The 24642-nt window shown below is 71.8% G+C and carries 27 protein-coding genes; 16 read left to right on the forward strand and 11 right to left on the reverse strand.

All coding sequences use genetic code 11. The features are described from left to right. Window positions 1–18: 18 nt before the first annotated feature. Both OHA17_RS31975 and OHA17_RS31980 read left to right on the forward strand, forming a co-directional pair. Window positions 19–450 (forward strand): GNAT family N-acetyltransferase, encoded by a 432-nt coding sequence (locus tag OHA17_RS31975; protein WP_398877517.1) that lies wholly within the window; start codon window positions 19–21, stop codon window positions 448–450. Between the two features lie 50 nt (window positions 451–500). Next, a complete protein-coding gene (locus tag OHA17_RS31980) occupies window positions 501–1094 on the forward strand; it encodes a histidine phosphatase family protein (RefSeq protein ID WP_406509405.1) in 594 nt (197 codons plus the stop codon). 28 nt (window positions 1095–1122) lie between these two features. Here the strand turns inward: OHA17_RS31980 and OHA17_RS31985 are convergent, their stop codons facing one another. Beyond that, window positions 1123–1680 carry a sugar O-acetyltransferase gene (locus OHA17_RS31985; protein WP_406509406.1) on the reverse strand — a complete coding sequence of 186 codons (558 nt, stop codon included), beginning with the start codon at window positions 1678–1680 and terminating at the stop codon, window positions 1123–1125. A gap of 250 nt (window positions 1681–1930) precedes the next feature. Here OHA17_RS31985 and OHA17_RS31990 point away from each other — a divergent pair, with 250 nt between their 5' ends. From OHA17_RS31990 to OHA17_RS32000, 3 genes are all read left to right on the forward strand, one after another. Beyond that, on the forward strand, window positions 1931–2296 hold the full coding sequence (locus tag OHA17_RS31990) for a YciI family protein (RefSeq protein ID WP_406509407.1): 366 nt from the start codon (window positions 1931–1933) through the stop codon (window positions 2294–2296). Further along, complete coding sequence (locus OHA17_RS31995; RefSeq protein ID WP_406509408.1) at window positions 2296–3552, forward strand: RNA polymerase sigma factor; 1257 nt, start codon at window positions 2296–2298, stop codon at window positions 3550–3552. The genes OHA17_RS31990 and OHA17_RS31995 overlap by 1 nt, the downstream gene beginning before the upstream one ends. A 180-nt stretch (window positions 3553–3732) precedes the next feature. Then, the gene (locus OHA17_RS32000; protein ID WP_406509409.1) at window positions 3733–4533 is read left to right on the forward strand and encodes an SDR family oxidoreductase; all 801 of its coding nucleotides are present in this window, start codon (window positions 3733–3735) and stop codon (window positions 4531–4533) included. Here the strand turns inward: OHA17_RS32000 and OHA17_RS32005 are convergent. The 5 genes from OHA17_RS32005 to OHA17_RS32025 form a co-directional block, all read right to left on the reverse strand. Then, entirely contained in the window at window positions 4517–5722 is a 1206-nt protein-coding gene (locus tag OHA17_RS32005) for an NAD(P)/FAD-dependent oxidoreductase (RefSeq protein ID WP_406509410.1), read from the reverse strand. The genes OHA17_RS32000 and OHA17_RS32005 overlap by 17 nt on opposite strands. Before the next feature lie 93 nt (window positions 5723–5815). Then, entirely contained in the window at window positions 5816–6760 is a 945-nt protein-coding gene (gene sigJ / locus OHA17_RS32010) for an RNA polymerase sigma factor SigJ (protein WP_406509411.1), read from the reverse strand. A gap of 56 nt (window positions 6761–6816) precedes the next feature. Then, window positions 6817–7548: a LuxR C-terminal-related transcriptional regulator gene (locus tag OHA17_RS32015; RefSeq protein WP_406509412.1), complete on the reverse strand. Its 732-nt coding sequence runs from the start codon at window positions 7546–7548 to the stop codon at window positions 6817–6819. A gap of 31 nt (window positions 7549–7579) precedes the next feature. Continuing rightward, window positions 7580–9283, reverse strand: coding sequence for an amidohydrolase (locus OHA17_RS32020; RefSeq protein WP_406509413.1), 1704 nt, complete (start codon window positions 9281–9283; stop codon window positions 7580–7582). Between the two features lie 128 nt (window positions 9284–9411). Continuing rightward, window positions 9412–10161 (reverse strand): VOC family protein, encoded by a 750-nt coding sequence (locus tag OHA17_RS32025; protein ID WP_406509414.1) that lies wholly within the window; start codon window positions 10159–10161, stop codon window positions 9412–9414. A gap of 108 nt (window positions 10162–10269) precedes the next feature. Between OHA17_RS32025 and argC the strand changes: the two genes are divergently transcribed. Genes argC through OHA17_RS32050 form a run of 5 tightly spaced genes read left to right on the forward strand, consistent with a single transcriptional unit; the run spans window position 10270 to window position 15168 of the window. Then, window positions 10270–11301 carry an N-acetyl-gamma-glutamyl-phosphate reductase gene (gene argC / locus OHA17_RS32030; protein WP_406509415.1) on the forward strand — a complete coding sequence of 344 codons (1032 nt, stop codon included), beginning with the start codon at window positions 10270–10272 and terminating at the stop codon, window positions 11299–11301. Then, the gene (argJ, locus tag OHA17_RS32035; protein WP_406509416.1) at window positions 11298–12455 is read left to right on the forward strand and encodes a bifunctional glutamate N-acetyltransferase/amino-acid acetyltransferase ArgJ; all 1158 of its coding nucleotides are present in this window, start codon (window positions 11298–11300) and stop codon (window positions 12453–12455) included. The genes argC and argJ overlap by 4 nt, the downstream gene beginning before the upstream one ends. A gap of 49 nt (window positions 12456–12504) precedes the next feature. Continuing rightward, window positions 12505–13425, forward strand: a complete 921-nt coding sequence (gene argB, locus OHA17_RS32040; protein ID WP_399489482.1) for an acetylglutamate kinase — start codon at window positions 12505–12507, stop codon at window positions 13423–13425. Window positions 13426–13460: 35 nt separating this feature from the next. Beyond that, window positions 13461–14618: an acetylornithine transaminase gene (locus OHA17_RS32045; RefSeq protein ID WP_406510868.1), complete on the forward strand. Its 1158-nt coding sequence runs from the start codon at window positions 13461–13463 to the stop codon at window positions 14616–14618. Window positions 14619–14625: 7 nt separating this feature from the next. Continuing rightward, window positions 14626–15168 carry an arginine repressor gene (locus OHA17_RS32050; protein WP_053723584.1) on the forward strand — a complete coding sequence of 181 codons (543 nt, stop codon included), beginning with the start codon at window positions 14626–14628 and terminating at the stop codon, window positions 15166–15168. A gap of 48 nt (window positions 15169–15216) precedes the next feature. Here OHA17_RS32050 and OHA17_RS32055 read toward each other — a convergent pair whose 3' ends face one another. Both OHA17_RS32055 and OHA17_RS32060 read right to left on the reverse strand, forming a co-directional pair. Then, on the reverse strand, window positions 15217–15906 hold the full coding sequence (locus OHA17_RS32055) for a L,D-transpeptidase (protein WP_406509417.1): 690 nt from the start codon (window positions 15904–15906) through the stop codon (window positions 15217–15219). A gap of 81 nt (window positions 15907–15987) precedes the next feature. Continuing rightward, window positions 15988–16575, reverse strand: a complete 588-nt coding sequence (locus OHA17_RS32060) for a pyridoxamine 5'-phosphate oxidase family protein (protein WP_398877547.1) — start codon at window positions 16573–16575, stop codon at window positions 15988–15990. A gap of 245 nt (window positions 16576–16820) precedes the next feature. On the opposite strand from OHA17_RS32060, the gene argH reads away from it, so the two are divergent. The 3 genes from argH to OHA17_RS32075 all read left to right on the forward strand — a co-directional run bounded on the left by argH (window position 16821) and on the right by OHA17_RS32075 (window position 20402). Then, a complete protein-coding gene (argH, locus tag OHA17_RS32065) occupies window positions 16821–18248 on the forward strand; it encodes an argininosuccinate lyase (protein WP_406509418.1) in 1428 nt (475 codons plus the stop codon). A gap of 70 nt (window positions 18249–18318) precedes the next feature. Next, window positions 18319–18870 carry a TetR/AcrR family transcriptional regulator gene (locus OHA17_RS32070; protein ID WP_406509419.1) on the forward strand — a complete coding sequence of 184 codons (552 nt, stop codon included), beginning with the start codon at window positions 18319–18321 and terminating at the stop codon, window positions 18868–18870. A 38-nt stretch (window positions 18871–18908) separates the two neighbouring features. Then, entirely contained in the window at window positions 18909–20402 is a 1494-nt protein-coding gene (locus tag OHA17_RS32075) for an MFS transporter (RefSeq protein WP_406510869.1), read from the forward strand. Window positions 20403–20636: 234 nt separating this feature from the next. On the opposite strand, the gene OHA17_RS32080 is transcribed toward OHA17_RS32075, so the two are convergent. Continuing rightward, window positions 20637–21257 carry a lysophospholipid acyltransferase family protein gene (locus OHA17_RS32080; protein WP_234391872.1) on the reverse strand — a complete coding sequence of 207 codons (621 nt, stop codon included), beginning with the start codon at window positions 21255–21257 and terminating at the stop codon, window positions 20637–20639. 319 nt (window positions 21258–21576) lie between these two features. On the opposite strand from OHA17_RS32080, the gene OHA17_RS32085 reads away from it, so the two are divergent. The 3 genes from OHA17_RS32085 to OHA17_RS32095 all read left to right on the forward strand — a co-directional run bounded on the left by OHA17_RS32085 (window position 21577) and on the right by OHA17_RS32095 (window position 23854). Next, window positions 21577–22737 carry a glycerophosphodiester phosphodiesterase gene (locus OHA17_RS32085; RefSeq protein ID WP_406509420.1) on the forward strand — a complete coding sequence of 387 codons (1161 nt, stop codon included), beginning with the start codon at window positions 21577–21579 and terminating at the stop codon, window positions 22735–22737. An 82-nt stretch (window positions 22738–22819) separates the two neighbouring features. Beyond that, window positions 22820–23314 carry a sigma-70 family RNA polymerase sigma factor gene (locus OHA17_RS32090; RefSeq protein WP_053723592.1) on the forward strand — a complete coding sequence of 165 codons (495 nt, stop codon included), beginning with the start codon at window positions 22820–22822 and terminating at the stop codon, window positions 23312–23314. Window positions 23315–23350: 36 nt separating this feature from the next. After that, entirely contained in the window at window positions 23351–23854 is a 504-nt protein-coding gene (locus OHA17_RS32095; protein ID WP_406509421.1) for a GNAT family N-acetyltransferase, read from the forward strand. Here the strand turns inward: OHA17_RS32095 and OHA17_RS32100 are convergent. Both OHA17_RS32100 and OHA17_RS32105 read right to left on the reverse strand, forming a co-directional pair. Beyond that, window positions 23851–24267 (reverse strand): hypothetical protein, encoded by a 417-nt coding sequence (locus tag OHA17_RS32100; RefSeq protein ID WP_406509422.1) that lies wholly within the window; start codon window positions 24265–24267, stop codon window positions 23851–23853. The genes OHA17_RS32095 and OHA17_RS32100 overlap by 4 nt on opposite strands. Window positions 24268–24269: 2 nt before the next feature. Further along, window positions 24270–24629, reverse strand: a complete 360-nt coding sequence (locus OHA17_RS32105; protein WP_344375995.1) for a hypothetical protein — start codon at window positions 24627–24629, stop codon at window positions 24270–24272. Window positions 24630–24642 lie beyond the last annotated feature (13 nt).

The raw sequence follows: 24642 nt of genomic DNA on the forward strand, positions 1-24642 counted from the left end.
GCCTGCGAGGCTCCCCGCATGAGTGACGTGATCTTCCGCGAGTACGCGATCTCCAGCGACCCGGCGCGCATCGATGCCGCCCGCGTCCACCACTGGCTCTCGACGGACGCGTACTGGGCCCTCGGCCGCAGCCGCGAGAAGCAGGACGCCGCCATCGCCGGATCCCTCAACTTCGGTGCGTACGACGGGAGTTCGGGCGAGCAGGTCGCCTATGCGCGGGTCGTCACCGACCACGCCACCTTCGCCTGGCTCTGCGACGTGTACGTCGATCCGGCCGCGCGCGGCAAGGGGCTCGGCACCGCGCTGGTGGCCGCCGTGCGGGACCACCTGGAGCCGCACGGCCTGCGCCGCATCCTGCTGGCCACGGAGGACGCCCACGGGGTCTACGAGAAGATCGGTTTCCGCACTCTGGAAACCCCGGGCAAGTGGATGGCGCTCGGCCTGCAATAGCCCCTCGTCGCCTCTTGACCTGCCGCCCTTCTGGCCTCACGATCGCGGCCATGAACCGGGTCACGCTGGTCGCCGCCGCACGCAGCTCCGCGCTCCTCGACGAGCGTTTCGACGACGACCGGCCGCTGGACGGGGCCGGCTGGCACGAGGTGGAGCTGGCCGCGCGCGCTCTGGTGCCGCTCGGCGCGGCCGAGCTGCGCTACTGCTCGCCGTCCCCGCGCAGCCGGGCGACCGGCACCGCACTCGGCTACGCGCCGATGGCCCAGCCCGCCCTGCGGGACTGCGACATGGGGCGCTGGCGCGGCCGCACGCTCGCCGAGGTCACGGCCCGCGAGCCGGCCGCCGTCGACGCCTGGCTCGCCGACCCGTGGGCGGCCCCGCACGGCGGCGAGTCGCTGCTCGCCTTCATCACCCGGATAGGGGGATGGCTGGACACCCGGCCCGCGGACGACGGCAGCTCCATCCTGGCGGTCGCCGAACCCGCCGTCGTCCGGGCCGCGTTGGTGTACGCCCTGAAGGCGCCGCCCGCCGCGTACTGGAACGTCGAGGTCCGCCCGCTGTCCACGGTCACCCTGACCGGGGCGGCCCGGCGCTGGCACCTGTGTCTGGAGGCCGGGGCCTGGAGCGCCCCGGCGGCCGCCTGACGCCGAGTTCGGCCCGGCTCAGGCCTCGTCAGGTCAGCTCGCGCACGACCCGGGCCGGGTTGCCGACTGCGAGCACGTTCGCCGGCAGGTCCTTGGTGACGACGGCGCCCGCGCCCACCACCGTGTTCGCGCCGATCGTCACCCCGGGGCACACGATCACGCCGCCGCCCAGCCACGCGTTGTCCCCGACGGTCACGGGCAGCGCCTTCTCCCAGCCCGCCCGCCGCCGCTCGGCGTCCAACTCGTGGCTGGGGGTGAGGAGTTGGACGTTCGGGCCGATCTGGACATCGGCGCCGACAGTGATCCGGCCGGTGTCGAGGAAGACGGCGCCGAAGTTCACGAACGTACCGGCGCCGATGCTGATGTTGTAGCCGAAGTCGCACTGGAACGGCGCCCTGATGCGCACGGACTCGCCGACCGAACCCAGCAGCTCCGCGAGGATCTTGTGCCGGTCGGCGTACGGGGCCGCGGCGGCCGCGTTGTAGGCGGCGCACCACTCGACGCGGCGCTCGGTGTCGGCGCGGAGTTCGGGATCGTCGGGGATGTACCACTCGCCGGCCAGCATCAGCCGCTTGTTCTCACCCACGGGATGTCCTCCCAGCTCGGTTGCCCGGAACCGGAACCGTACGACATCCGCCGGGCGGTCGGCCGGGATGGTTGCGGTGCTGCCCGGCAGGGCGTGCGCACGCCGGGAGGCGATCGGTGGCCGGCCCGCGGATCGGGTTCCCGGAAAAACATCGCCGAGCGTCCGTGTTCCGTGTCGATCCGGCCGGTCCCCGTTCGTATAGATGATGAAGGCCGCCCCGCCGGGGGCGCCACCGTCCGAGGAGAACGTGATGACGAACGCGCGGTACTACCTGCTCAGCGTGGTCCAGCCGGCCGAGGGGACGCCGCCCACGACCGACGGGATGGCGCGGATCACGGCCAACCTCGACACCTTCCACCAGGAGCTGAAGGACGCCGGTGCCTGGGTCTTCGCCGGAGGCCTCGCCGCTCCCGGCACCGCCACGGTGCTCCGCGCGAAGGGCAGCGACGTGCTCACCACCGACGGCCCGTACATCGAGAGCAAGGAGTACCTCGGCGGGCTGTGCATCGTGAAGGCGCCCGACCTCGACGCCGCCCTGGAATGGGGCCGCAAGGCGCTGCACGCCACGACGCTGCCCATCGAGGTGCGGCCGTTCCACGGGCAGCCCGAAGAGTGATGGGTGCCGAGTCCGGCGGTCCGGGGGACGCCGCGATCGAGCGGATCTTCCGGGCGGAGTACGGCCGCGCGGTGGCCGTGCTGGTCCGGGCCCTCGGGGACATCGACCTCGCCGAGGAGGCGGTGCAGGACGCGTTCGCGACGGCGGTGGCCCGGTGGCCGAAGGACGGGCTGCCGCGGAGCCCGGCCGGCTGGATCATCACCACCGCCCGCAACCGCGCCGTGGACCGCCTGCGCAGGGAGGCGACCCGCGCGGACCGGCAGGCCGAGGCCGTGCGGCGGGCCGAGTCGTACGCCGCCGACGAACCCGCCGAGGAGGGCCCCGTGCGCGACGACCGGCTCCGCCTGATCTTCACCTGCTGTCACCCCTCGCTCGCCCCCGCCGCCCAAGTCGCCCTGACGCTGAGACTGTTGGGCGGGCTCGGCACGGCGGAGATCGCCCGCGCCTTCCTGGTGCCCGAAGCGACGATGGCCCAGCGTCTGGTGCGGGCCAAGGGCAAGATCCGCGACGCCCGCATCCCGTACCGGATCCCGCACGAGGCGGACCTCCCGGACCGGCTCGCGGCGGTGCTGGCCGTCGTCTACCTGATCTTCAACGAGGGATACGCGGCGAGCTCGGGCGAGCGGCTCGTACGGGACGACCTGTGCGCGGAGGCCGTGCGCCTGGGCCGGCTGCTCGTCGAGCTCATGCCCGACGAGCCGGAGGCCCTCGGGCTGCTCGCGCTCATGCTGCTCACCGAGTCCCGCCGGGCCGCCAGGTCCGGCCCGAACGGCGAACTCGTCCTCCTCGCCGACCAGGACCGCACCCGCTGGGGCCCTCAACTCATCGCGGAGGGGCAGGAGTTGGTGCGCCGGTGCCTGCGCCGCAACCAGCCGGGCCCCTACCAGATCCTGGCCGCGATCAACGCCGTACACAGCGACGCCCCGACGCCCCGGGCGACGGACTGGCACCAGATCCGGCGGCTGTACGACCAACTGCTCGCCCTCGCCCCGACACCGGTGGTGGCCCTCAACCGGGCCGTCGCGGTGGCCGAGACTAAGGGCCCCGCCGAAGCCCTCGCGCTGGTCGACGCCCTCGCCCTGGACTCCTACCACCTCTTCCACGCCACCCGCGCGGACCTGCTCCGCCGCCTGGGCCGCGGCGAGGAGGCGGCGAAGGCGTACGAGAAGGCGCTCGACCGCACGGGCAACGCGGCGGAACGGGCGTTCCTGGAAAGGAGGTTGGCGGAACCGGAGCCGGGTGAGGGGTGGCCCTGAGCCGTGCGCGGCGAGCGGCTGCCGGTGCGGGGCCCGTCCCGCCGGAAGTCCGCCCGCCCGGGAAGGCGACCGCCACCCGTGTCACATTCACCCGGCACGCGGTGTCAGAGCAGCAGATCCACCCGACCGGGCGGAACGCGGCGGGGGCCGGGCTCCCGCACCGGACAAGCTGGAGCAGCCATGACATCGACGTCCCCCCTCCTCGTCACCGGCGGCACGGGCACCCTGGGCGGCCACGTCGTCCCCCTGCTGCGCGCGGCGGGCCGCGACGTGCGGGTCCTCACCCGACAGGAGCGCCCGTCCGCGGACGGCATCGAGTACGTGACCGCCGACCTGCTCAAGGACGAGGGCATCGGCGCGGCGCTCGACGGGGTCGAGACGGTCCTGCACCTCGCGGGCGGTGCCAAGGGCGACGACGAGGCGACCCGCAACCTCGTCCGCGCGGCCAAGCGGGCCGGGGTGCGGTACCTGGTCTACATCTCCGTCATCGGTACGGACACGATGCCGCTGGCCTACTTCAGGTCCAAGCTCGGCGCCGAGCGGGCCATCGCCGAATCGGGCATCCCGTACACCACGCTGCGCGCCGCCCAGTTCCACGACCTCACCCTGACCGTCGTGTCGAAGATGGCGAAGCTTCCGGTGGTGCCCTGCCCGGGCGGCCTCCGCTTCCAGCCGGTCGACTCGCGCGAAGTGGCAAGCAGACTGGTGGAGTTGACGCTGGGCGACCCGGCCGGCCCGGTGCCCGACCTGACAGGGCCGAAGGTGTACGCGATGGCCGACCTCGCGCGCGGCTACCTGGAGGCACGCGGCAGCCGCCGCCCGATGCTGCCGGTCCGCCTCCCGGGAAGGACGGGCCGCGCGTACCGGGCGGGCGAGAACCTGTCCCTGGACCGGGCGACGGTGGGCACCCGCACCTGGGAGGCGTTCCTGTCGGAGCGGGTCGGCCAGGACGGGGACGTGCCGGTCAGGCCGGCGCCTTGACCGCCCGGTCCGCCCCGACCGGCTCGCGCACGACGACGCGGCGGCGCCGGGCCGGCATCCCGAGCAGCGGGTTGGCGACGCCCCAGGCCGCGCCCTTGCAGACCAGCTCCTTGTAGAGCGCGGCGATCCGCCCCGTCAGGGCCGCCCGTACGGCGCGGTCGTCGGCGGTGACGTACTGGATCAGGCCCTCCTTGCGGCCCAGCGAGATGCACTGGTTGAAGTAGCGCAGCGGCACGTTCGGGAGCCTTCCGCCGGTCAGGCGCGCCGCGATGGCGTCGGCGGCCTGCCACGCCATGGGGGTGCCCGAGGCGCACGACATCCGCAGCGGCTTGTCGCCGGGCCCCATCGCCATGGCCGCGTCGCCGATGGCGTACACGTCCGGGTGCGAGAGCGACCGCATGGTCTCGTCGACCACGATCCGGCCGGTGTCCGTGACCTCCAGGGCGGTGGCCCGCGCGATCGGGTGGACGGCGAAGCCGGTGGTCCACACGGTGACCGCGGCCGGGATGAACGCGCCGTCGGCGGTGGCGACTTGGCCGTCCTCGACGCCGGTGACGTCGACGTTCTCGTACGCGGTGATGCCGAGCCTGCCGAAGACGTCCCGCAGGTGCCGACGGCCCTTGGGCGAGAGCCAGTCGCCGAGGCCGCCGCGGGCGGCGAGGGCGACATCGAGGTCCGGGCGGGCCTCGGCGATCTCGGTCGCGGCCTCCAATCCTGTGAGGCCGCCGCCGACCACGACCACGGACTGACCGGCGTCCAGCCGGGCCAGGCGCTCGCGCAGCCGCAGCGCTCCGGGCCGGCTCGCGATCTCGTGGGCGTGCTCGGCGCTGCCGGGGACGCCCTGGTCGCTCCAGCCGCTGCCGAGGGCGTACACGAGGGTGTCGTACGCCAGCTCCTCGGCGCCGTCGGCACCGGTGACGGCGACGGCGACGGTCCTGCGGTCGACATCGACCGCGGTGACCCGGGCGAGCTTCAGCTCGACGCCGGTGCCCGCGAACATTTCGGCGAAGGGCCGGGGCCTGAGGTCCTGGCCGACCGCGAGCTGGTGCAGCCGGACGCGCTCGACGAAGTCGGGCTCGGCGTTGACGAGGGTGATGGCGACGTCTTCGCGCCGCAGCCGCTTGGCGAGCCGCCCGGCCGCGATGGCTCCGCTGTATCCGGCTCCGAGGACGATGATGCGGTGCTGCATATCCCTGCTCCTGTCTCGCGCGGTTTCGCCCCTTGAACCGGGCAGCCCGCCGTTTCCTGACAGGAACGCGATGTGAACCAGATCACATCCGCGTCAGAAGGCGTTGAACAGCGGCTCCCCGTGCTCGGCCGCCGCCCACCGCTCGGTGGCGCGTTCGAGCTTGTCGGGGTTGACCTGGTTGCGGACGGCGGCGATGCCCTCGGCGGTGACCTCCAGGCACATGACGCCGACGACCCGGCCGTCGACGACCGCCACGACGGCGGGGCCTTGGTTGGCCGTCGCGGCGTAGACCTCGGCCGAGCCGCCGATCAGGGCACGCTTGGCCTTGCCGGGCTTGAACAGGCCCCGCAGGAACTTCGCGACCGCGAGAGCCCCCTCGAACGCCTTCGCGCGGGCCGGGACCTTCCCACCGCCGTCGCCGACCGAGATGGCGTCCTGGGTGAGCAGCCGTACGAGCGGCTCGGTCCGGCCGCTGGTGGCGGCCGCGAGGAACTCGTCCACGATCCGCCGTGCGGCGGCCTCGTCGATCTCGGTACGGGCCTTGCCCTCGGCGATGTGCTTCTTGGCCCGGTGGTAGATCTGCTGGCCGGCGGCCTCGCTGATGTCGAGGATCGCGGCGATCTCCCGGTGCGAGTACGCGAACGCCTCCCGCAGCACGTACACCGCCCGCTCGTTGGGGGAGAGGCGCTCAAGCAGGGCGAGGACCGCGTACGAGACCGACTCGCGCTGCTCGGCGGTGTCGGCGGGCCCGAGCATCGGGTCCCCTTCGAGCAACGGCTCGGGAAGCCACTGCCCCACGTAGGTCTCGCGCCGCGCGCGGGCCGAGGTGAGCTGGTTGAGACACAGATGGGTGAGGACCTTCGTCAGCCAGGCCTCGGGCACCTCGATGCGCTCGACGTCACCGGCCTGCCACCGCAGAAACGTCTCCTGCACGGCGTCCTCGGCCTCACTCGCGGAGCCGAGCAGCCGGTAGGCGATGGCTTCCAGGCGCGGCCTGGAGGCCTCGAACAGATCGACGTCCTTCATGGTCAGGGCCATGGCCGGGATCCTAGCGCTCGCATCGTCCCCGTCCCTGTCCCCGTTCCCAGCCCACGTCAGCCGCTCGGTTCGATCCCCCACACCACCGCCCGCGCCGCGGCCGCCGCGCGGTTGGGGAGGTCGAGCTTGGCCAGGATGTGTTCGATGTGGGTGCCCACCGTGCGTGGTGTGACGTACAGGCGCTCGGCTATCTCCCGGTTGGTGCGGCCTGTGGTCAGTTCGGCCAGCACCTGGAGTTCCCTGGGCGAGAGCCCGCCGGGCGGCCCCGGCTCCTCGCGGACGGCGACCGTCGCCGCGAGGGATTCCGTGAGCAGGGTGACCACCGCGCGGGCCGGATCGGGGGTGCGCCGGGGGCGGCGGGTGCTGACGTTCAGCATGCCGACGTACCGGCCGTCCACGGCGAACAGGCACTGGGCCACGCCGTCCTCGATGCCCAGGGGGGACAGGACGTCCTGGAAACCCGGCGATGCCGCCAGGAGCCGCGGGGGCACGTCCCCGAGCCAGAGACCGCCCTGGGCCGGGGTGCGGAGCACGGGGAACACCGGGTCGTGGTGGAGGCGGGTCTCGATGTAGGCCGTGGCGTCCTCCGGGTAGCTCCCCGCCAGGGTGGTGTGGCGCCGGCGCAGCGGATCCCACCGGGTCAGGGAGGCGTGGTCGTACTCAAGGACCTCCGACAGCGCCTCCAGGACCGTGTCGACGCCGGCCGCGCCGCTCGTGGCGTTCCTGGCGGCCTCCCTGACGTGGACGGCCGCGTCCAGGATGTCCGCCGTGCTCCGGTGCGCTGTCATCCGCCAAGGATGATCATGAGACCGGAATGCGTCAATCGCGCAGTGCGTCGTGCACGACTCGGCCGTCCATGACGGTGAGCACGACGCGCATCGACGGGATGTCGTGCGGGTCGGCGGCGAGCAGGTCCCCGTCGAGCACGCAGAGGTCGGCGGCCTTGCCCGGCTCCAGGGAGCCCTTCCAGTCGTCGGCGAAGTCCTGCCAGGCCGCGTCGATCGTGTACGTACGGAGCGCCTCGGCCAGGCCGATGCGCTGCTCGGGGCCGCTGACCCGGCCGCCGGCCTTCGACTCGCGCAGCACCATGGTGGCGACGCCCTGGCGCCAGTCCGGGTATGTGACGGGGGCGTCCGACCCGCTGGCGACCCGTACGCCCGCGTCGAGGGCATCGCGGTAGGGCCAGGCGTACGCGGCTCGTCCGGCGCCGACGAACTCCTCCTCCATGTCGGCGACGGTCCACTTGATGGTGGGGTTCATGTTGACGCCGAAGCCGTGCGCGGCCAGCACCTTCATGCTGTGCGCGGTGAGGAAGTCGCCGTGGATGACGTAGTGGCGGGCGTCGGGCCGCGGGTGTTCGGCCATGGCGGCGGCGAAGGCGTCCGCGACGGTGTCGCAGGCCCGGTCGCCCGTGACGTGGACGCCCAGCTGGTGCCCGGCCGCGTGGGCCTGCCGGATCATGGCCTCGATCGCGGTGATCCGCTCCGCGTCGTTCTCGCCGCCGACGCACAGCGAGCCGCAGCCGCCGCCGACGTACGGCTCGTGCATCCACGCGGTCTTGTTGGGGACGATCCCGTCGGCGAAGATCTTGACCCCGTGGATCGCGAGGCGGCGCGGATCGGCGTCGCCGCACGCGCCGAGCCCGGTGAGCGTACGGGCGAACTCTTCGGCGGTGCTCGCCATTCCGGTGGGCAGCAGCAACACGCCCACGCGGGCGGTCAGTTCGCCGTCCGCGAGCAGGCGGCGGTAGACGTCGAGGGTCTCCGCGCCGAGGGCGCCCCGCATGATCCCGTCGCCGCCGGGGCCGAGCCCGGGCTCGGTGTAGCTGGTCACGCCGAGCCGGGCGAGCGTGGCGAGGGTCGACCTGACCGCATCGGTCCGCTCCTGCCGGCTGAGCGGCGGCAGCGCGTTCTGGACGAGGGCCTGGGCGCCTTCGCGGAGGAGCCCGGTCGGCTCTCCGGCCGCGTCCGCGACGATGGCCCCGCCGGGCGGCGCGACGGTGTGCCGGTCGATCCCCATGAGCCGGAGCGCCTTGGAGTTGACCCAAGTGGCATGCCCGGAGAAGGAGTACAGGACGACGGGGTGGTCGGCGCTCACCGCGTCGAGGTCGCGCCGCGAGGGCAGCCGCGACGGATCGGACACGCACTCGTCGAGGTAGCCGGGGTCCCAGCCGTGCCCGGTGATCCACTGCCCGCCGGGCGCCCGCCGGACGGCGTCCGCGACCGTCGCGGCCACGTCGGCCAGCGACGAGACGGCGGGGTGGCCGACGTCGAGGGAGAGCGGCGGCGTAGCCATGCCGAAGGCGCATCCGTGCAGATGGGAATCGTTGATCCCGGGCAGCAGCGTCGCCCCGCGAAGGTCGAAGACGCGGGTGCCGGGCCCGACGAGCGGCGCGACGTCGTCCCGCCCGCCGACGGCCGTGATGACCCCGCCGGTCACCGCCAGCGCCGAGGCGACGGAGAACTCCGCGTCGACCGTGACCACTTGCCCGCCGACGAACACCAGATCCGCATACGCGTCCACAGAGGATCCCTTCCAGAACCGGGCGCCCCCATGGCGACCCGTGAACGATCTCCGTGGACTATGGCCGGGCCGCCGCCCGCCGCACATCGGTCATTCCACCGATACGCGAGCCCCGGGTGTCCTCGGGGCTACGCCTTGGCCGGGCGCAGGACGCAGAACTCGTGCCCCTCCGGCGTCGACATGCACTTCCAGGAGGCGTCGCCCTGGCCGAGGTCGAGGTCGGTGGCGCCGAGCGCCCGCAGCCGGGCCACCTCCGCCTCCTGATCGTCGCCGGGGTACGGCAGCAGGTCGAGATGGACGCGGTCCGCCGCGGTGTGCACGTCGGACGTGCGGAGGAACTCCAGATACGGGCCGACACCCTTGGCGGAGCGCAGCACCGCTCGTTCGTCGGTCACCTCGTGCAGGGTCCAGTCGATCGCCTCGTCCCAGAACCGGGCCATGGCCCGCGGATCCGCGCAGTCGACCACCACCGCGGCGATCGGCCCGGTGTCCCGGTAGATCTCCCGGGGTTCGAGCACGCAGAATTCGTTGCCCTCCGGGTCGGCGAGGACCGTCCACGGCACGTCGCCCTGGCCCACGTCGGCGGGCGTCGCGCCCATTGCCTTCAGGCGCGTGACCAGCTCCGTCTGATGGGCCGCGGACGTGGTGGCCAGGTCGAGGTGGACACGGTTCTTCGTCGCCGTCTTGGGCTCCGGGACGGTCACGACGTCGATGCATACGGCGACCGGGTCCGGCCAGACGAAGCCGCCGGTGGGTTCGACGTTGGTCACGCCGGGGGCCTCGCTGGAAACACCCCAGCCGAGCGCTCGTGCCCAGAACCGGCCGACCGCCGAGTCATCGAGAGCCTTGATGTTCACCTGAACAGGTCGCAGTGCCATGCCGGTGACCCTATGCACTCGGCAACGAGATCTGTAGGCCCGCCACCGGAGAGCCTTTGCATAAAACTGCATAGCTGCGTATAGTCATGCCATCACCGAGGAGGAACGATGGCGGCGGTACGTGCGGCAGTGGCAGGGGCCAGTGGGTATGCGGGCGGGGAGCTTCTGCGCCTGCTGCTCGGGCATCCCGGGGTCGAGATCGGGGCGCTGACCGCGAACTCCAACGCCGGGCAGCTGCTCGGTTCGCTTCAGCCGCATCTCGTTCCGCTGGCCGGGCGCACGCTTGAGCCGACCACCGCCGAGGTGCTCGCCGGGCACGACGTCGTCTTTCTGGCGCTGCCGCACGGCCAGTCGGCGGCGGTGGCCGAGCGGCTGGGGCCGGACGTCCTCGTCGTCGACATGGGGGCCGACTTCCGGCTCCGGGACGCCGCCGACTGGGAGAAGTTCTACGGTTCGGCGCACGCCGGGTCCTGGCCGTACGGGCTGCCCGAACTGCCGGGCGCGCGGGACGCGTTGGGGTCGACGCGGCGGATCGCCGTGCCGGGCTGCTACCCGACGGCCGTCTCCCTCGCGCTCTTCCCGGCGTACCAGGGCGGCCTCGTGGAGAGCGACGCCGTGATCGTCGCCGCCACCGGCACTTCCGGCGCGGGCAAGGCGCTCAAGCCGCACCTGCTCGGCAGCGAGGTCATGGGCTCGATGTCCCCGTACGGCGTGGGCGGCGGGCACCGGCACACCCCCGAGATGATCCAGAACCTCAGCGCCGTGGCGGGCGAGGACGTCACCGTGTCCTTCACGCCCACCCTCGCGCCGATGTCCCGCGGCATCCTCGCCACCTGTTCCGCGAAGGCGAAGGACGGCGTCACCGCCGAGAGCGTACGGGCCGCGTACGAGAAGGCCTTCGCGGACGAGCCGTTCGTGCACCTGCTCCCCGCCGGGCAGTGGCCGGCCACCGCTTCGGTGTACGGGTCCAACTCCGTTCAGGTGCAGGTGGCGCACGACGAGAGCGCGGGGCGCGTCATCGCCGTCAGCGCCATCGACAACCTCACGAAGGGCACCGCCGGCGGCGCGGTGCAGAGCATGAACATCGCCCTCGGACTCGACGAGTCCACCGGCCTTTCCACGATTGGAGTTGCGCCGTGAGCGTGACCGCAGCGCAGGGATTCACGGCGGCGGGCATCGCCGCCGGGATCAAGCAGAACGGCAACCCGGACCTGGCCCTCGTGGTCAACACCGGGCCCCGCCGAGCGGCCGCGGGCGTCTTCACCTCCAACCGCGTCAAGGCAGCCCCGGTCCTGTGGTCCGAGCAGGTCCTCAAGGGCGGCGAGGTGAGCGCCGTCATCCTCAACTCCGGTGGCGCCAACGCCTGTACGGGTCCCAAGGGCTTCCAGGACACCCACGCCACGGCCGAGAAGGTCGCCGAGGTGCTCGACGGACACAGTGCGGGCGAGGTCGCCGTCGCGTCCACCGGGCTCATCGGCGTGCTGCTCCCGATGGACAAGCTCCTGCCCGGCATCGAGCAGGCGGCGGCCGAACTCTCCCCGCACGGCGGTGAGAAGGCCGCCATCGCCATCAAGACCACCGACACCGTGCACAAGACGAGTGTCGTCACGAAGGACGGCTGGACCGTCGGCGGCATGGCCAAGGGCGCGGGCATGCTCGCCCCCGGGCTCGCCACCATGCTGGTCGTGCTCACCACCGACGCCGACCTCGACGCCGCCACGCTCGACAAGGCGCTGCGCGACGCCACGCGCCAGACCTTCGACCGGGTCGACTCCGACGGCTGCATGTCCACCAACGACACCGTGCTGCTCCTCGCCTCCGGCGCTTCCGAACTCGTCCCGGAATACGGGGAGTTCGCCGAGTCCGTGCGGACCGTCTGCGACGATCTCGCGCGGCAGCTCATCGGGGACGCCGAGGGCGCCTCCAAGGACATCCGCATCGAGGTCATCAACGCCGCGAGCGAGGACGACGCCGTCGAGGTCGGGCGGTCCATCGCCCGGAACAACCTGCTCAAGTGCGCGATCCACGGCGAGGACCCCAACTGGGGCCGTGTCCTGTCCGCCATCGGCACCACGAAGGCCGCCTTCGACCCCGACCGGCTGAACGTCGCCATCAACGGCGTCTGGGTCTGCAAGAACGGCTCGGTCGGCGAGGACCGCGACCTCGTCGACATGCGCTACCGGGAGGTCAAGATCACCGCCGACCTCGCGGCCGGCGGCAGCGAGCCCGTCGTCATCTGGGCCAACGACCTCACCGCCGACTACGTCCACGAGAACAGCGCGTACAGCTCATGAGCGCCCGCCCGTCTCCCACCACCACCCTTCCAAGGAATGGGCTGCGCCCATGAGTACCCGTAAACACACCGCGCTGCCCAAGGCGCAGACCCTCATCGAGGCGCTGCCCTGGCTGACCCGGCACCACGGCAAGACCGTCGTCATCAAGTTCGGCGGCAACGCCATGGTCGACGAGGAGCTGAAGGCCGCCTTCGCCCAGGACGTCGTGTTCCTGCGGCAGTCCGGCCTCAAGCCCGTCGTCGTGCACGGCGGCGGACCGCAGATCAGCGCCCAGCTCGACAAGCAGGGCCTGGTCAGCGAGTTCAAGGCGGGCCTCAGGGTCACCACGCCCGAGGCCATGGACGTGGTCCGGATGGTGCTCGCCGGGCAGGTGCAGCGCGAGCTCGTCGGGCTGCTCAACCAGCACGGGCCGCTCGCCGTCGGCATGACCGGCGAGGACGCCCACACCATCACCGCCACCCAGCACCGCCCCGAGATCGACGGCGAGCTGGTCGACATCGGCCGGGTCGGCCAGATCACCGCGATCGACCCGGGCGCCATCCAGGCGCTCCTGGACGACGGCCGGATCCCGGTCATCTCCTCGATCGCCCGCTCCCAGGACGACGGACATGTCTACAACGTCAATGCTGATACGGCGGCTGCGGCACTCGCTGCGGCGCTGGGCGCCGAGACCCTGATGGTCCTCACCGACGTCGAAGGTCTCTACGAGGACTGGCCCAACAGCGACGACGTCATCAGCAAACTGACGGCCAGTCAGCTGGAGAAGCTGCTGCCCGAGCTCTCCAGCGGCATGGTCCCCAAGATGGAGGGCTGCCTGTTCGCGGTGCGCAACGGGGTCAACACCGCGCGCGTCATCGACGGACGGGTCCAGCACTCGATCCTCCTTGAGATCTTCACCGACGAGGGCATCGGCACGATGGTCGTGCCCGACGGACAAGGCGCAACGGACGGACAAGGGGGAGTGCGGTGACCAACCAGGAGCTCGCACAGCGCTGGCAGCACGTCATGACGGACAACTACGGCACGCCGAAGCTCTCGCTCGTACGCGGCGCGGGCGCAACGGTCTGGGACGCGGACGGCACCGCGTACGCCGACTTCGTGGGCGGCATCGCGGTCAACGCGCTCGGCCACGCCCACCCGGCCGTCGTGCAGGCCGTGACCCAGCAGATCGGCTCGCTCGGCCACGTCTCGAACCTGTTCGTCGCGGAGCCGCCGGTGGCGCTCGCCGAACGCCTCCTCCAGCTCTTCGACCGGCCCGGACGCGTTTACTTCTGCAACTCCGGCGCCGAGGCCAACGAAGCCGCGTTCAAGATCGGCCGACTGACCGGGCGCACCCACATGGTCGCCACCGACGGCGGCTTCCACGGCCGCACGATGGGCGCGCTCGCGCTCACCGGCCAGGAGGGCAAGCGGACGCCGTTCCTGCCGCTGCCCGGCGATGTCACCCACGTACCGTTCGGCGACGTCGAGGCGCTGCGGGCGGCCGTCACCGAAGAGACGGCCTTCGTCATCATCGAGCCCATCCAGGGCGAGATCGGCGTGGTCGTCCCGCCGGCCGGCTACCTCAAGGCCGCCCGGGAGATCACCCGCGCCACCGGAACGCTGCTCGTCCTGGACGAGGTGCAGACCGGCATCGGGCGGACCGGCGCCTGGTTCGAGCACCAGCGGCACGAGGGTGTCGACCCGGACGTCGTGACGCTGGCCAAGGGCCTCGGCGGCGGTCTTCCGATCGGCGCGACGGTCGCCTTCGGCGCCGCGGCCGAGCTGCTCAAGCCCGGCATGCACGGCACCACCTTCGGCGGGAACCCCATCGCCTGCGCCGCCGGACTCGCCGTCATCGACACGCTGTCCGCCGACGGAGCGCTCGACCAGGTCAAGCGGACCGGCGAGAAGCTGCGCGACGGAATCGAGGCGCTGGGGCACCCGTTGGTCTCCCATGTCCGTGGTGTGGGGCTGCTGCTGGGTATCGTGCTCAACGAGCCCCTCGCGCCTCAGGTGCAGCTGGCGGCTCAGGATGCCGGCTTCCTGGTCAACGCGCCCGCCCCCGATGTCGTACGGCTCATGCCGCCGCTCATCATCGGTGACGCGGAGGTGGACGCGTTCCTCCAGGCCCTGCCCGGCGTTCTCGACACAGTCAACGGGGACGGACGATCCGGAGAATGAGACGACGATGACCGACGAGGCGCAGGACTTCGAGCCGGGCGGCCCCGCCGTACCGCAGACCCGCACCGCCCGCCACCGCCGGATCGTGGACATCCTCAACCGGCAGCCGGTGCGGTCCCAGAGCCAGCTCGCCAAGCTCCTCGCGGACGACGGGCTGAGCGTCACCCAGGCGACGCTCTCCCGCGACCTCGACGAGCTGGGCGCGGTGAAGATCCGCAACACCGGCGGCGAGCTGATCTACGCGGTGCCCAGTGAGGGCGGCTTCCGCACGCCGAAGGCGCCCCTCGGCGAGTCGGCGAAGGAGGAGCGGATGCGCAGGCTGTCCGCGGAACTCCTCATCTCCGCCGAGGCCTCCGCCAACCTGGTGGTCCTGCGCACGCCGCCCGGCGCCGCCCAGTTCCTCGCCTCGGCCATCGACCAGGCCGAACTGCACGACATCCTCGGCACGATCGCGGGCGACGACACGCTCATGCTGATCAGCCGCGACCCGTCGGGCGGCCAGGCGCTGGCCGACCATCTGCTGCGCCTCGCCCAGAACGACCACCGCTGACGGGAGTCGGGGGCTCGGGCCCCCAACTCCCGCCTGTGGTGAGCGAGTTCAGTAGCGGGTGATCGCGGTCGGCCCGCTCGTCGTGCCGATCGCGATGTGCGGGCGCCGCAGCGGATGCATCCACATCAGCACCCGGGTCATCGCCTCGGCGGACACCGACACACAACCGGCCGTCGCGCCGCGCCCGTTGACGTGCAGGAAGATCCCGGCGCCCCGGCCGCGCACCGGCCGCCGGTAGTTGAAGCCGATGACGAGCGCGCGGGCGTACTGGCTCGCGTACGCGGTCAGATGCTCCGACTCGCTCGCCCGGCAGTCCCGGGGCAGCCCCTCCACCCAGCGGTTGTACCTGCGGGACTCGTTGTCCTGGCACCACCAGGACCCGTCCGTCGCGCGCCGGTAGGGATAGCGGGTGCCGTGCGGCGCGGGCGCGACCCCGAAGGCGTACGGCAGCGTGAACAGGCCGGTGGGCGTGGTGTCGGTGCCCTGGACGCGCGAGTCGCCCTCGACCAGGCCCTTCGCGCCGAACCTGGCGGGCGCCGAGCCCGCCGCCACCCAGCGCCCGCCCCGCCGGTCCCACCAGGTGAGCGTGCCCGTGGTGGCCCCGAGGGAGGGCGCCTCCGCGGTGATCAGCTGACTGCCGCCACCGGCGTACGCCATCCGCTCCGGCAGCGGCCCGGGGTGCGCGGGCACGGCGAGCGGGACGAGCAGGGACGCCAGGAGCAGAGCAGCGATGCGCATGTTCCGGACCGTATGCTCAGCCGCCGCGCCCGGCCGCCCGAACCGGCGCGCGTTGCTCCGTCCGCGCGACCCGCGCGAGGGTCAGGCCACGCGCTTGGGCAGCGGAAGCGGCAGCCCCGGCAGGCCGTCGATGCTGGTCGCGATGTGGTCCTTCTTCTCGAAGTACGCGCTCAGGCTGTCGTCGTCCTCGCGCGCGAACCGCCTGGCGTGCAGGTCGCGGTCCTCGTCGTACGACATGGTGGGCACCGCGTAACCGCAGGTGTCGCGGACGAGGTCGGCGGTGACCACCACGACGGCGCGCAGTCCGTGCTGGGTGGGGTCGATGGCGGGGAAGTGGCCGAGCAGGTCCTCGAAGCGCGGGTCGTCGCGGAAGACCGGCTCGCCCCGGCCGTGCACGCGCACGATGTTCGGCGGCCCCTGGAAGGCGCACCACATCAGGGTGATCCGGCCGTTCTCGCGGAGGTGGGCGATGGTCTCGGCGTTGGAGCCGGCGAAGTCGAGGTAGGCCACGGTCTGCTCGTCGAGCACCGCGAACGATCCCGTCAGGCCCTTGGGGGAGAGGTTGATGGTCCCCTCGCCGTCGAGCGGAGCGGTGGCGGTGAAGAAGATGTGCTGCTCTTCGATGAAGGCCCTGAGGCGTCCGTCTATGCGTTCGTAGGTCTTTCCCATGGGCCGGATTATCCGCTCCCGAGGGCCGGGGCGGCAGGGGGTTTCAGCCCGCGGGATGCGGGCGGGCTCGGCGTCCGGCATCGAGCTCATTGACAGAACATACGGAGCACTGCATAGTTATGCCTATCACCGAGATCGCCGCCAGGCGCGACTTCACGTGAGCGTGACCCGTTATACGGCCGCCTCCCCGTTCCTCCGCGGCGGGGAGGCGGTGGCACATCCATCCCTTCTGAGGAGCTTGAGCTGTGAGCAGCAACAACGGTGACGTCCGGCTCTGGGGCGCCCGGTTCGCCGACGGTCCCGCCGAGGCGCTGGCGAACCTGTCCGCGTCGGTCCACTTCGACTGGCGGCTCGCCCCGTACGACCTGGCGGGCTCCCGTGCGCACGCCCGCGTGCTCCACAAGGCGGGCCTGCTCACCGCCGACGAGCTCCAGCGGATGATCGCCGGCCTGGACCAGCTCGAAGCCGACGTCGCCGACGGCTCCTTCGTCGGGACCATCGCCGACGAGGACTGCCACACCGCCCTGGAGCGCGGCCTCCTGGAGCGCCTCGGCGCCGACCTCGGCGGCAAGCTGCGGGCCGGCCGGTCCCGCAACGACCAGATCGCCACGCTCTTCCGGATGTACCTGCGCGACCGCGCCCGCACCATCGGCGGCCTGATCGCCGAGCTCCAGGACGCCCTGGTCGGCCTCGCCGAGGCGCACGCGGACGTCGCCATGCCCGGCCGTACGCACCTCCAGCACGCCCAGCCCGTCCTCTTCGCCCACCACATGCTCGCCCACGTCCAGTCGCTGTCCCGGGACGCCGAGCGGCTGCGGCAGTGGGACACCCGCACGGCCGTATCGCCTTACGGATCGGGCGCGTTGGCGGGCTCCTCGCTCGGGCTCGACCCGGAGGCCGTCGCCGCCGAACTCGGCTTCGAGCACGGCTCGGTCGGCAACTCCATCGACGGCACGGCCTCGCGGGACTTCGTCGCCGAGTTCGCCTTCATCACCGCGATGATCGGCGTGAACCTGTCGCGGATCGCGGAGGAGATCATCATCTGGAACACGAAGGAGTTCTCCTTCGTGACCCTGCACGACGCCTTCTCGACCGGCTCGTCGATCATGCCGCAGAAGAAGAACCCGGACATCGCCGAGCTGGCGCGGGGCAAGTCCGGCCGCCTCATCGGCAACCTCACCGGCCTGATGGCCACGCTGAAGGCGCTGCCGCTCGCGTACAACCGGGACCTCCAGGAGGACAAGGAGCCGGTCTTCGACTCCTGCGACCAGCTGGAGGTGCTGCTGCCCGCCTTCACCGGGATGATGGCCACGCTCACCGTCAACCGGGAGCGGATGGAGGAGCTCGCCCCGGCCGGTTTCTCGCTCGCCACCGACATCGCCGAGTGGCTGGTCAAGCAGGGCGTGCCGTTCCGGGTCGCGCACGAGGTCGCGGGTGGGTGCGTCAAGGAGTGCGAGGCGCACGGCATCGAGCTGGACCAGCTCACCGACGAGCAGTTCGCCAAGATCTCCGAGCACCTGACCCCCGAGGTCCGTTCGGTCCTCGACGTCAAGGGCGCGCTCGCCTCCCGCAGCGGCCGCGGCGGCACGGCCCCCTCGGCGGTGGCCGTCCAACTCGCCGAGATCAAGGCCGACTTGACGGTCCAGCACGCCTGGGCGACCGCGAAGAAGTAGGTCCGCCGGGGGTGTCTGCATCGATAGCCCGAGTGAGACGTATATGTCTCACTCGGGCTATGGTTGTCTCATGACCGTGGATCGAGACCAGGTGCTCCGCACCGCCGCCGCTCTCCTCACCCGTAAAGCCACCGCCACCATGGACGAGGTCGCCCGCGCCGCCGGAATCGGCCGGGCCACCCTGCACCGGCACTTCGCCGGGCGGGAAGCCCTCGTCAGAGCGCTGGAGGAGCTCGGCATCCGGGAGCTGGAGGGCGCCCTGGACACGGCCCGGCTCGACGAGGGCGACGCCTCGGACGCGCTGCGCCGCATGGTCGCCGAGGTCGAGCCCGTGGCGGGCCTCCTCGCCTTCCTCGTCACCGAGAACCAGCTCTTCGAGGGCGAGCAGATGAACGCGGGCTGGGCCCGCATCGACGCCCGCGTCTCCGTGCTCTTCCGGCGCGGCCAGGAGCAGGGCGAGTTCCGCATCGACCTCACCCCCGCCTGGCTCACCGAGGCCCTGTACGGGCTGATCGGCGCGGGTGCCTGGGCGGTGCAGGACGGCCGGGTCGCCGCCAAGGACTTCCAGTACATGATCGCCGAGTTGCTGCTCGGCGGCGTACGGCGGAGCGTGGAGAAGTGACCGCAACCGAACCGCGGGAGCACCACGCCGTCGGCCGGATGGGCCGCTGGCTCGCGCTCGCGGTCCTCGTCCTCGCCGTGCTGCTCGTGGCCGTCGACGCCACCGTGCTCGGCCTCGCCACGCCCTTCCTCAGCGAGGACCTCAAGCCGTCCGGCACCCAGCTGCTGTGGATCGGCGACGTCTACTCGTTCGTCATCGCCGGACTCCTGGTCTCCATGGGCAGCCTCGGCGACCGCATCGGCCGCAAGAAACTGCTGCTCCTGGGCGCCGTGGCGTTCGGCGCGGTGTCCGTGCTCAACGCCTACGCGTCGAGTCCGGAGATGATGATCCTGGCGCGCGCACTGCTCGGCGTCGCGGGCGCGACCCTGATGCCGTCCACGCTCGCCCTGATCCGCAACATCTTCCACGACCCCCGGGAGCGCAGCCTCGCCGTGGGCATCTGGGGCGCCGCCGCGTCCGCGGGCGCCGCGGTCGGCCCGGTCGTCGGCGGGTTCCTCCTGGAGAACTTCTGGTGGGGCTCGGTCTTCCTGATCAACCTGCCGGTGATGGCCGTCCTGGTCCTGGTCGGCATCAAGCTGCTCCCCGAGTCGCGCGACCCGAACCCCGGTCCCTGGGACCTCATCAGTGTCGGGCTCTCGCTGGTCGGCATGGTCGCCGTGGTGTACGCGGTGAAGGAGGCCGCGGTCAATGGGTTCCGCTGGGACATCGCGGTGTCGGCCGTGCTCGGCATCGCGGCCCTCGTCTGGTTCGTACGCCGCCAGCGGACCCTGGATTCGCCGCTCCTGGACATCCGGCTCTTCCACCACCGGGGCTTCTCCGGCGCGGTCCTGGCCGACCTGCTGACCATCCTCGGCCTGTCGGGGCTGGTGTTCTTCCTCTCCCAGTTCCTCCAACTGGTCCAGGGCCGCTCGCCGCTGGAGGCCGGGCTCATCGAACTGCCCGCCGCGGTCGGCGCGGTGGGCGCGGGCCTCGCGGCCGGCACGATCGCCCGCCGGGCCTCCGTACGCAGCGCGGTCTCCGGCGGCCTCGCGGCGGTCGCCCTGGCCCTCGCCGCCTGCGTGGCGCTCGGCGCGGACACCAGGGTGGTGTCCCTGGGCATCGCCCTGTTCGTGGGCGGGCTCGGCGCGGGCCTCGCCTTCACGGTGACGGCCGACGTCATCCTCTCCAGCGTCCCCAAGGAGCAGGCGGGCGCGGCATCGGCGGTCTCCGAGACGGCGTACGAACTGGGCGCGGCCCTCGGGATCGCCCTGCTCGGCTCGGTGGTGACCGGCATCTACCGGGGGTTCGAGACCCCGGTGGGCGTCCCGGCGGACATCGCCACCGAGGCCCACGACTCGCTCGGCGGCGCGGTGGAGGCGGCGGTGCACCTGCCTCCGGCCCAGGCGCAGGCGATGCTGTCCGCGGCGCGGGACGCGTTCACGTCCGGCTTCCAGACGGCGGCGGCGGTGGGTGCGGCGGTGCTTTTCGCCACGGCGATCGCAGCGTGGTTTCTGCTGCGGGGTCAGAAACTGGCCGACGGGATCGAGCACTGAGCCACTCGGTGCTGCTGGGGGCGCCGCCCCACACTCCTCAACCCGCAGAGGGTTGGGAGTCGCCCACCTAGGGGCGCGGGGAACTGCGCGACCAGCCCCCACGGTCCGCAGCCGAAAGCGTTATGGGCTGCGCCCTGGGGGCTGGTCGTTCGGGTGCGGACGCGTCCGTGGTTGCTCGCGCAGTTCCCCGCGCCCCTGGCAGGGCTGATGCAAGCACCCCTGAGGCGAAGGCGGCTACGCCGCCTTCGCCTTCGTGGCGTACATGTCCACGTACTCCTGCCCGGACAGCCGCATGACCTCCGCCATCACCGAGTCCGTGACGGCCCGCAGCACGTACCGGTCCCGGTCCATGCCCTCGTAGCGCGAGAACTCCATCGGCTCGCCGAAGCGGACCGTCACCTTGCCGGGGCGCGGCATGCCCGCGCCGCCCGGCTGGAGCTTGTCCGTGCCGACCATCGCGAACGGCACGACCGGCGCGCCCGTCATCAGGGTGAGCCGCGCGACGCCGGTGCGGCCCCGGTACAGGCGGCCGTCGGGGGAGCGGGTGCCCTCCGGGTAGATGCCGAACATCCGGCCGTCCTCCAGGACGCGGCGGCCCGTCATCAGCGCGGCCACACCGCCGTTGGCGCCGTCCCGGTCGACCGGGATCATGCCGACCCCGGTGAAGAACCAGGCCATCAGACGGCCCTTGAGCCCCTTGCCCGTGACGTACTCGTCCTTGCCGATGAAGGACACCTGCCGGTCGCACACGATGGGCAGCACGATCGAGTCGATGAACGTCACGTGGTTGCCGGCGAGGATCACTGGACCGGTGCCCGGGATGTTCTCGGCGCCTTCCACCTGTGGGCGGAACATCAGGCGCATGATCGGTCCGAGCACTGCCTTGATGAGCGCGAAGCGGGACAACGGGCCCTCCGGAGTCGTCTGGGTGGGGGTGGGATGTCTGTGCAGGTGAGGACGATACTCGCGGGTCAGCTCTGATCGCACATCGGGTTCACGAAGTGGATACGCACTGTTGACATGTGTTTGCGCCAGGTTCGGCCCGCCTTCGTCCCCGTGTACCCACAAAGCATCCCGCTCTTCAGCTCGGTCCGCCTACGCTCGTCTCCTCGCTTTGACAGGTGCGGGACACATGGGGGAAACGCCAGTGGGAACAGACGACCGAGGAGTGTTCATGACTGACGGCGAGCGGATGAGACCCGGACGGCGCACTGTCCTTGGGGCGGCGGGCGCGGCCGTCCTCGGCACCGCGGCCACCGGGCTCGCGGGGGCGCCGGCTTCGGCCGCGCAGCGCCACGGCGGGGGCCCGGCCGCCTACCGCGACCTGCCCGTTCCGTACGTCATCGGACACCGCGGCACCGCCGGTTACCGGCCCGAGCACACCCTCGGCTCCTACCAGCACGCCCTCGACCTCGGTGCCCATGTCATCGAGCAGGACCTGGTGCCCACCAAGGACGGGCACCTGGTGTGCCGCCACGAGAACGACATCTCGGCCACGACGAACGTCTCCGACCACCCCGAGTTCGCGTCCCGCAAGACGACCAAGACCGTCGACGGGGTCGCGATAACGGGCTGGTTCACCGAGGACTTCACGCTCGCCGAGCTGAAGACGCTGCGCGCCAAGGAGCGCATACCGGGCAACCGGCAGCACAACACGCTGTACGACGGCCGCTGGGACGTGCCCACCTTCGAGGAGGTGCTGCGCTGGGCGCAGGAGCAGGGCCGCCGCCTCGGCCGCCGGATCTGGCTGCACTCCGAGACCAAGCACCCCACCTACTTCCGCGGCATCGGGCTGCCCCTGGAGGACCGGGTCGCGGCCCTGCTGCGCCGCTACGGGCGCCACCGCGCGGACTCCCCGCAGTTCCTCGAATCCTTCGAGCCCAGCAGCATCCAGCGGCTGGCGAAGCTGGTCGACACGCCCTCGGTGGTGCTGCTCTCCAACGCGGGCACCAAGCCCTGGGACTTCGTGGTGAGCGGCGATCCGCGCACCGTCGACGACCTGGTCAAGCCGGCCGGCCTGAAGTGGATCGCCTCGTACGCGCAGGGCATCGGCCCCACCCTCGACCTGATCATCCCCAAGGACGCGTCGGGCAGGCTCACCAAGCCCACCACCCTCGTCCGCGACGCGCACGCGCAGGGGCTGATCCTGCACCCGTACACGATGCGCAACGAGAACACCTTCCTGCCCGCCGACTTCCAGCGCGGCACCGACCCCAACGCCTACGGGGACGCCTTCGGCGCGTTCAAGACGTACTTCGCGACCGGTATTGACGCGGTGTTCTCCGACAACGCGGACACCGCGCTGCTCGCCGCGGCCGACTTCCGCAAGCACTGACGTCCAACCCCTTTCACCCACGTACGAGTGAGAAGTGCCCGTCGCGGAAACCGGCTTCCGCGACGGGCGCGTCCCGCCCGGCATGGATCTCGTCACAGAGCTCAGCCCGCTCGTCGCCGCCGAGGCCGCGGCCGAGGCACCCGGCACCGGGATGGATGCCGCCGACCTCGAACAGGCCGTCTGGCTAAGGCTGTTGGAGCAGCACCCGGCGGACCCGGTGCACTGGGTCCGCACCGCCGTGCGGGCCGAGGCGCGCCGCGCCCGCCGGCTGCGGCGCCAGGAGCGGCCGTACGGCAGCGCCCCCGCCGCCGACCCGGATCCCGGGCCCGAACTCGCCGCCATCACCGCCGAGCGGCGCCGCATCCTGCACGCGGCGATCGGCCGCACTCCGGGCAACTGCCCCCGTCTGCTTGCCGCGCTGCTCTCGCCCAAGGACCCCACCTACCGGGAAATCGCAGGGGAGTTGGATATCTCACAGGGCAGCCTGGGGCCGATGCGTTCCCGTTGCCTGGGATGCCTGCGCAGAATGCTGGCGGCGGAGGTTGCCGCTCCTGAACTCGGGGGAAAGGAGCGGTAGACAATCGGGGACCAGTTGAGCGAGAGGCATGCACACATGGGCATGAGCGTGACCATCTCTGCGGCCGGCGCACAGGATGCCGAGCAGATACTGAAGCTGCAGTACCTCTGCTACCAGAGCGAGGCCGAGCTCTACGGCGACTACTCGATCGAGCCCCTGACGCAGACCCTTGAGGGCCTTCGGGCCGAACTCTCCACGGGATACGCCCTGGTGGCCCGGCTCGGCGACGAGATCGTCGCCTCGGTGCGGGGCAGCGTGGACGCGTCGGGCACCGGCCGCATCGGCAAACTGATCGTCCATCCCCGGATGCAGGGGCACGGCCTGGGCGGCCGCCTCCTGACCGCCATCGAGGCCCACTGCGCGGCCGAGCTCGCCGCCAAACGCTTCCAGCTCTTCACCGGTCACCGCAGCGAGTCGAACCTGCGGCTGTACCTCCGGCACGGATACGCGGCCGTGGGCAGGGAGCAGGTGAGCACGCGCCTCTCGCTGATCACCCTGGAAAAGGACGCGTCGGCCCAGGAGTTCGCGGCGAGTGCCTAGCGCTTGGCTCGCCTCAGCCACATCATCCCGAGGATCGGCAGGATCACCGGGATGAAGAGGTAGCCCATTCCGTAGTCCGACCACACCGTCGCGTCCGGGAAGGCGGAGGCGTCCGCCAGGGTCCAGGTGCCGACGATCAGGACGAAGAGGAGCTCCGCCGCGCAGCACACCAGCGCTGCCCGGCGGGCCTTCTCGCCGCCGCGCACCAGCGAGTACGTGATGAAGCCGTACACGCAGGCCGCGATCGCGGACAGTACGTACGCCAGCGGCGCCTTGCCGAAGTCCAGGACGGTCTGGACGATCGAGCGGGACGCGGCGGCCACGGTGAACACCCCGTAGAACCAGACGAGCACCCGGCCGGGCCCGGAGCCGAGCTTGTGGTCGGGCGTGGTGTCAGCGGCGGACTCGGTCACGGTCAGCCTCCCCAGATGTCGTAGAGGCGCACTTCGAGCACCGCGAGGACCACCGCGCCGGCCGAGACCGTCACCGAGCCCCACTTGGTGCGCTCGGAGAGCGAGAGGAATCCGGCGGCCGGAACGGCCGCGAACGCGCCCGCCAGATAGGCGAGGAAGATCGCGACGCCCTGCTCGGGCTTCTCGCCGCGGCCGAGCTGCACGAGTCCGACCACGAGCTGCGCCAGCGCGAGGACGGTGACCACGGCCATGCCGATGAAGTGCCAGTCCTTGGTGGGCTGGTCCCGGTATGCGGCGAATCCGCACCAGGCTGCGAGGGCGAGGGCCGCGGCGGCGACCGCGACCGTCAGGGCGTCGAGCATGGGGTCGAGGGTA

Source organism: Streptomyces sp. NBC_00212, from assembly GCF_045206365.1.
Taxonomy (GTDB): domain Bacteria; phylum Actinomycetota; class Actinomycetes; order Streptomycetales; family Streptomycetaceae; genus Streptomyces.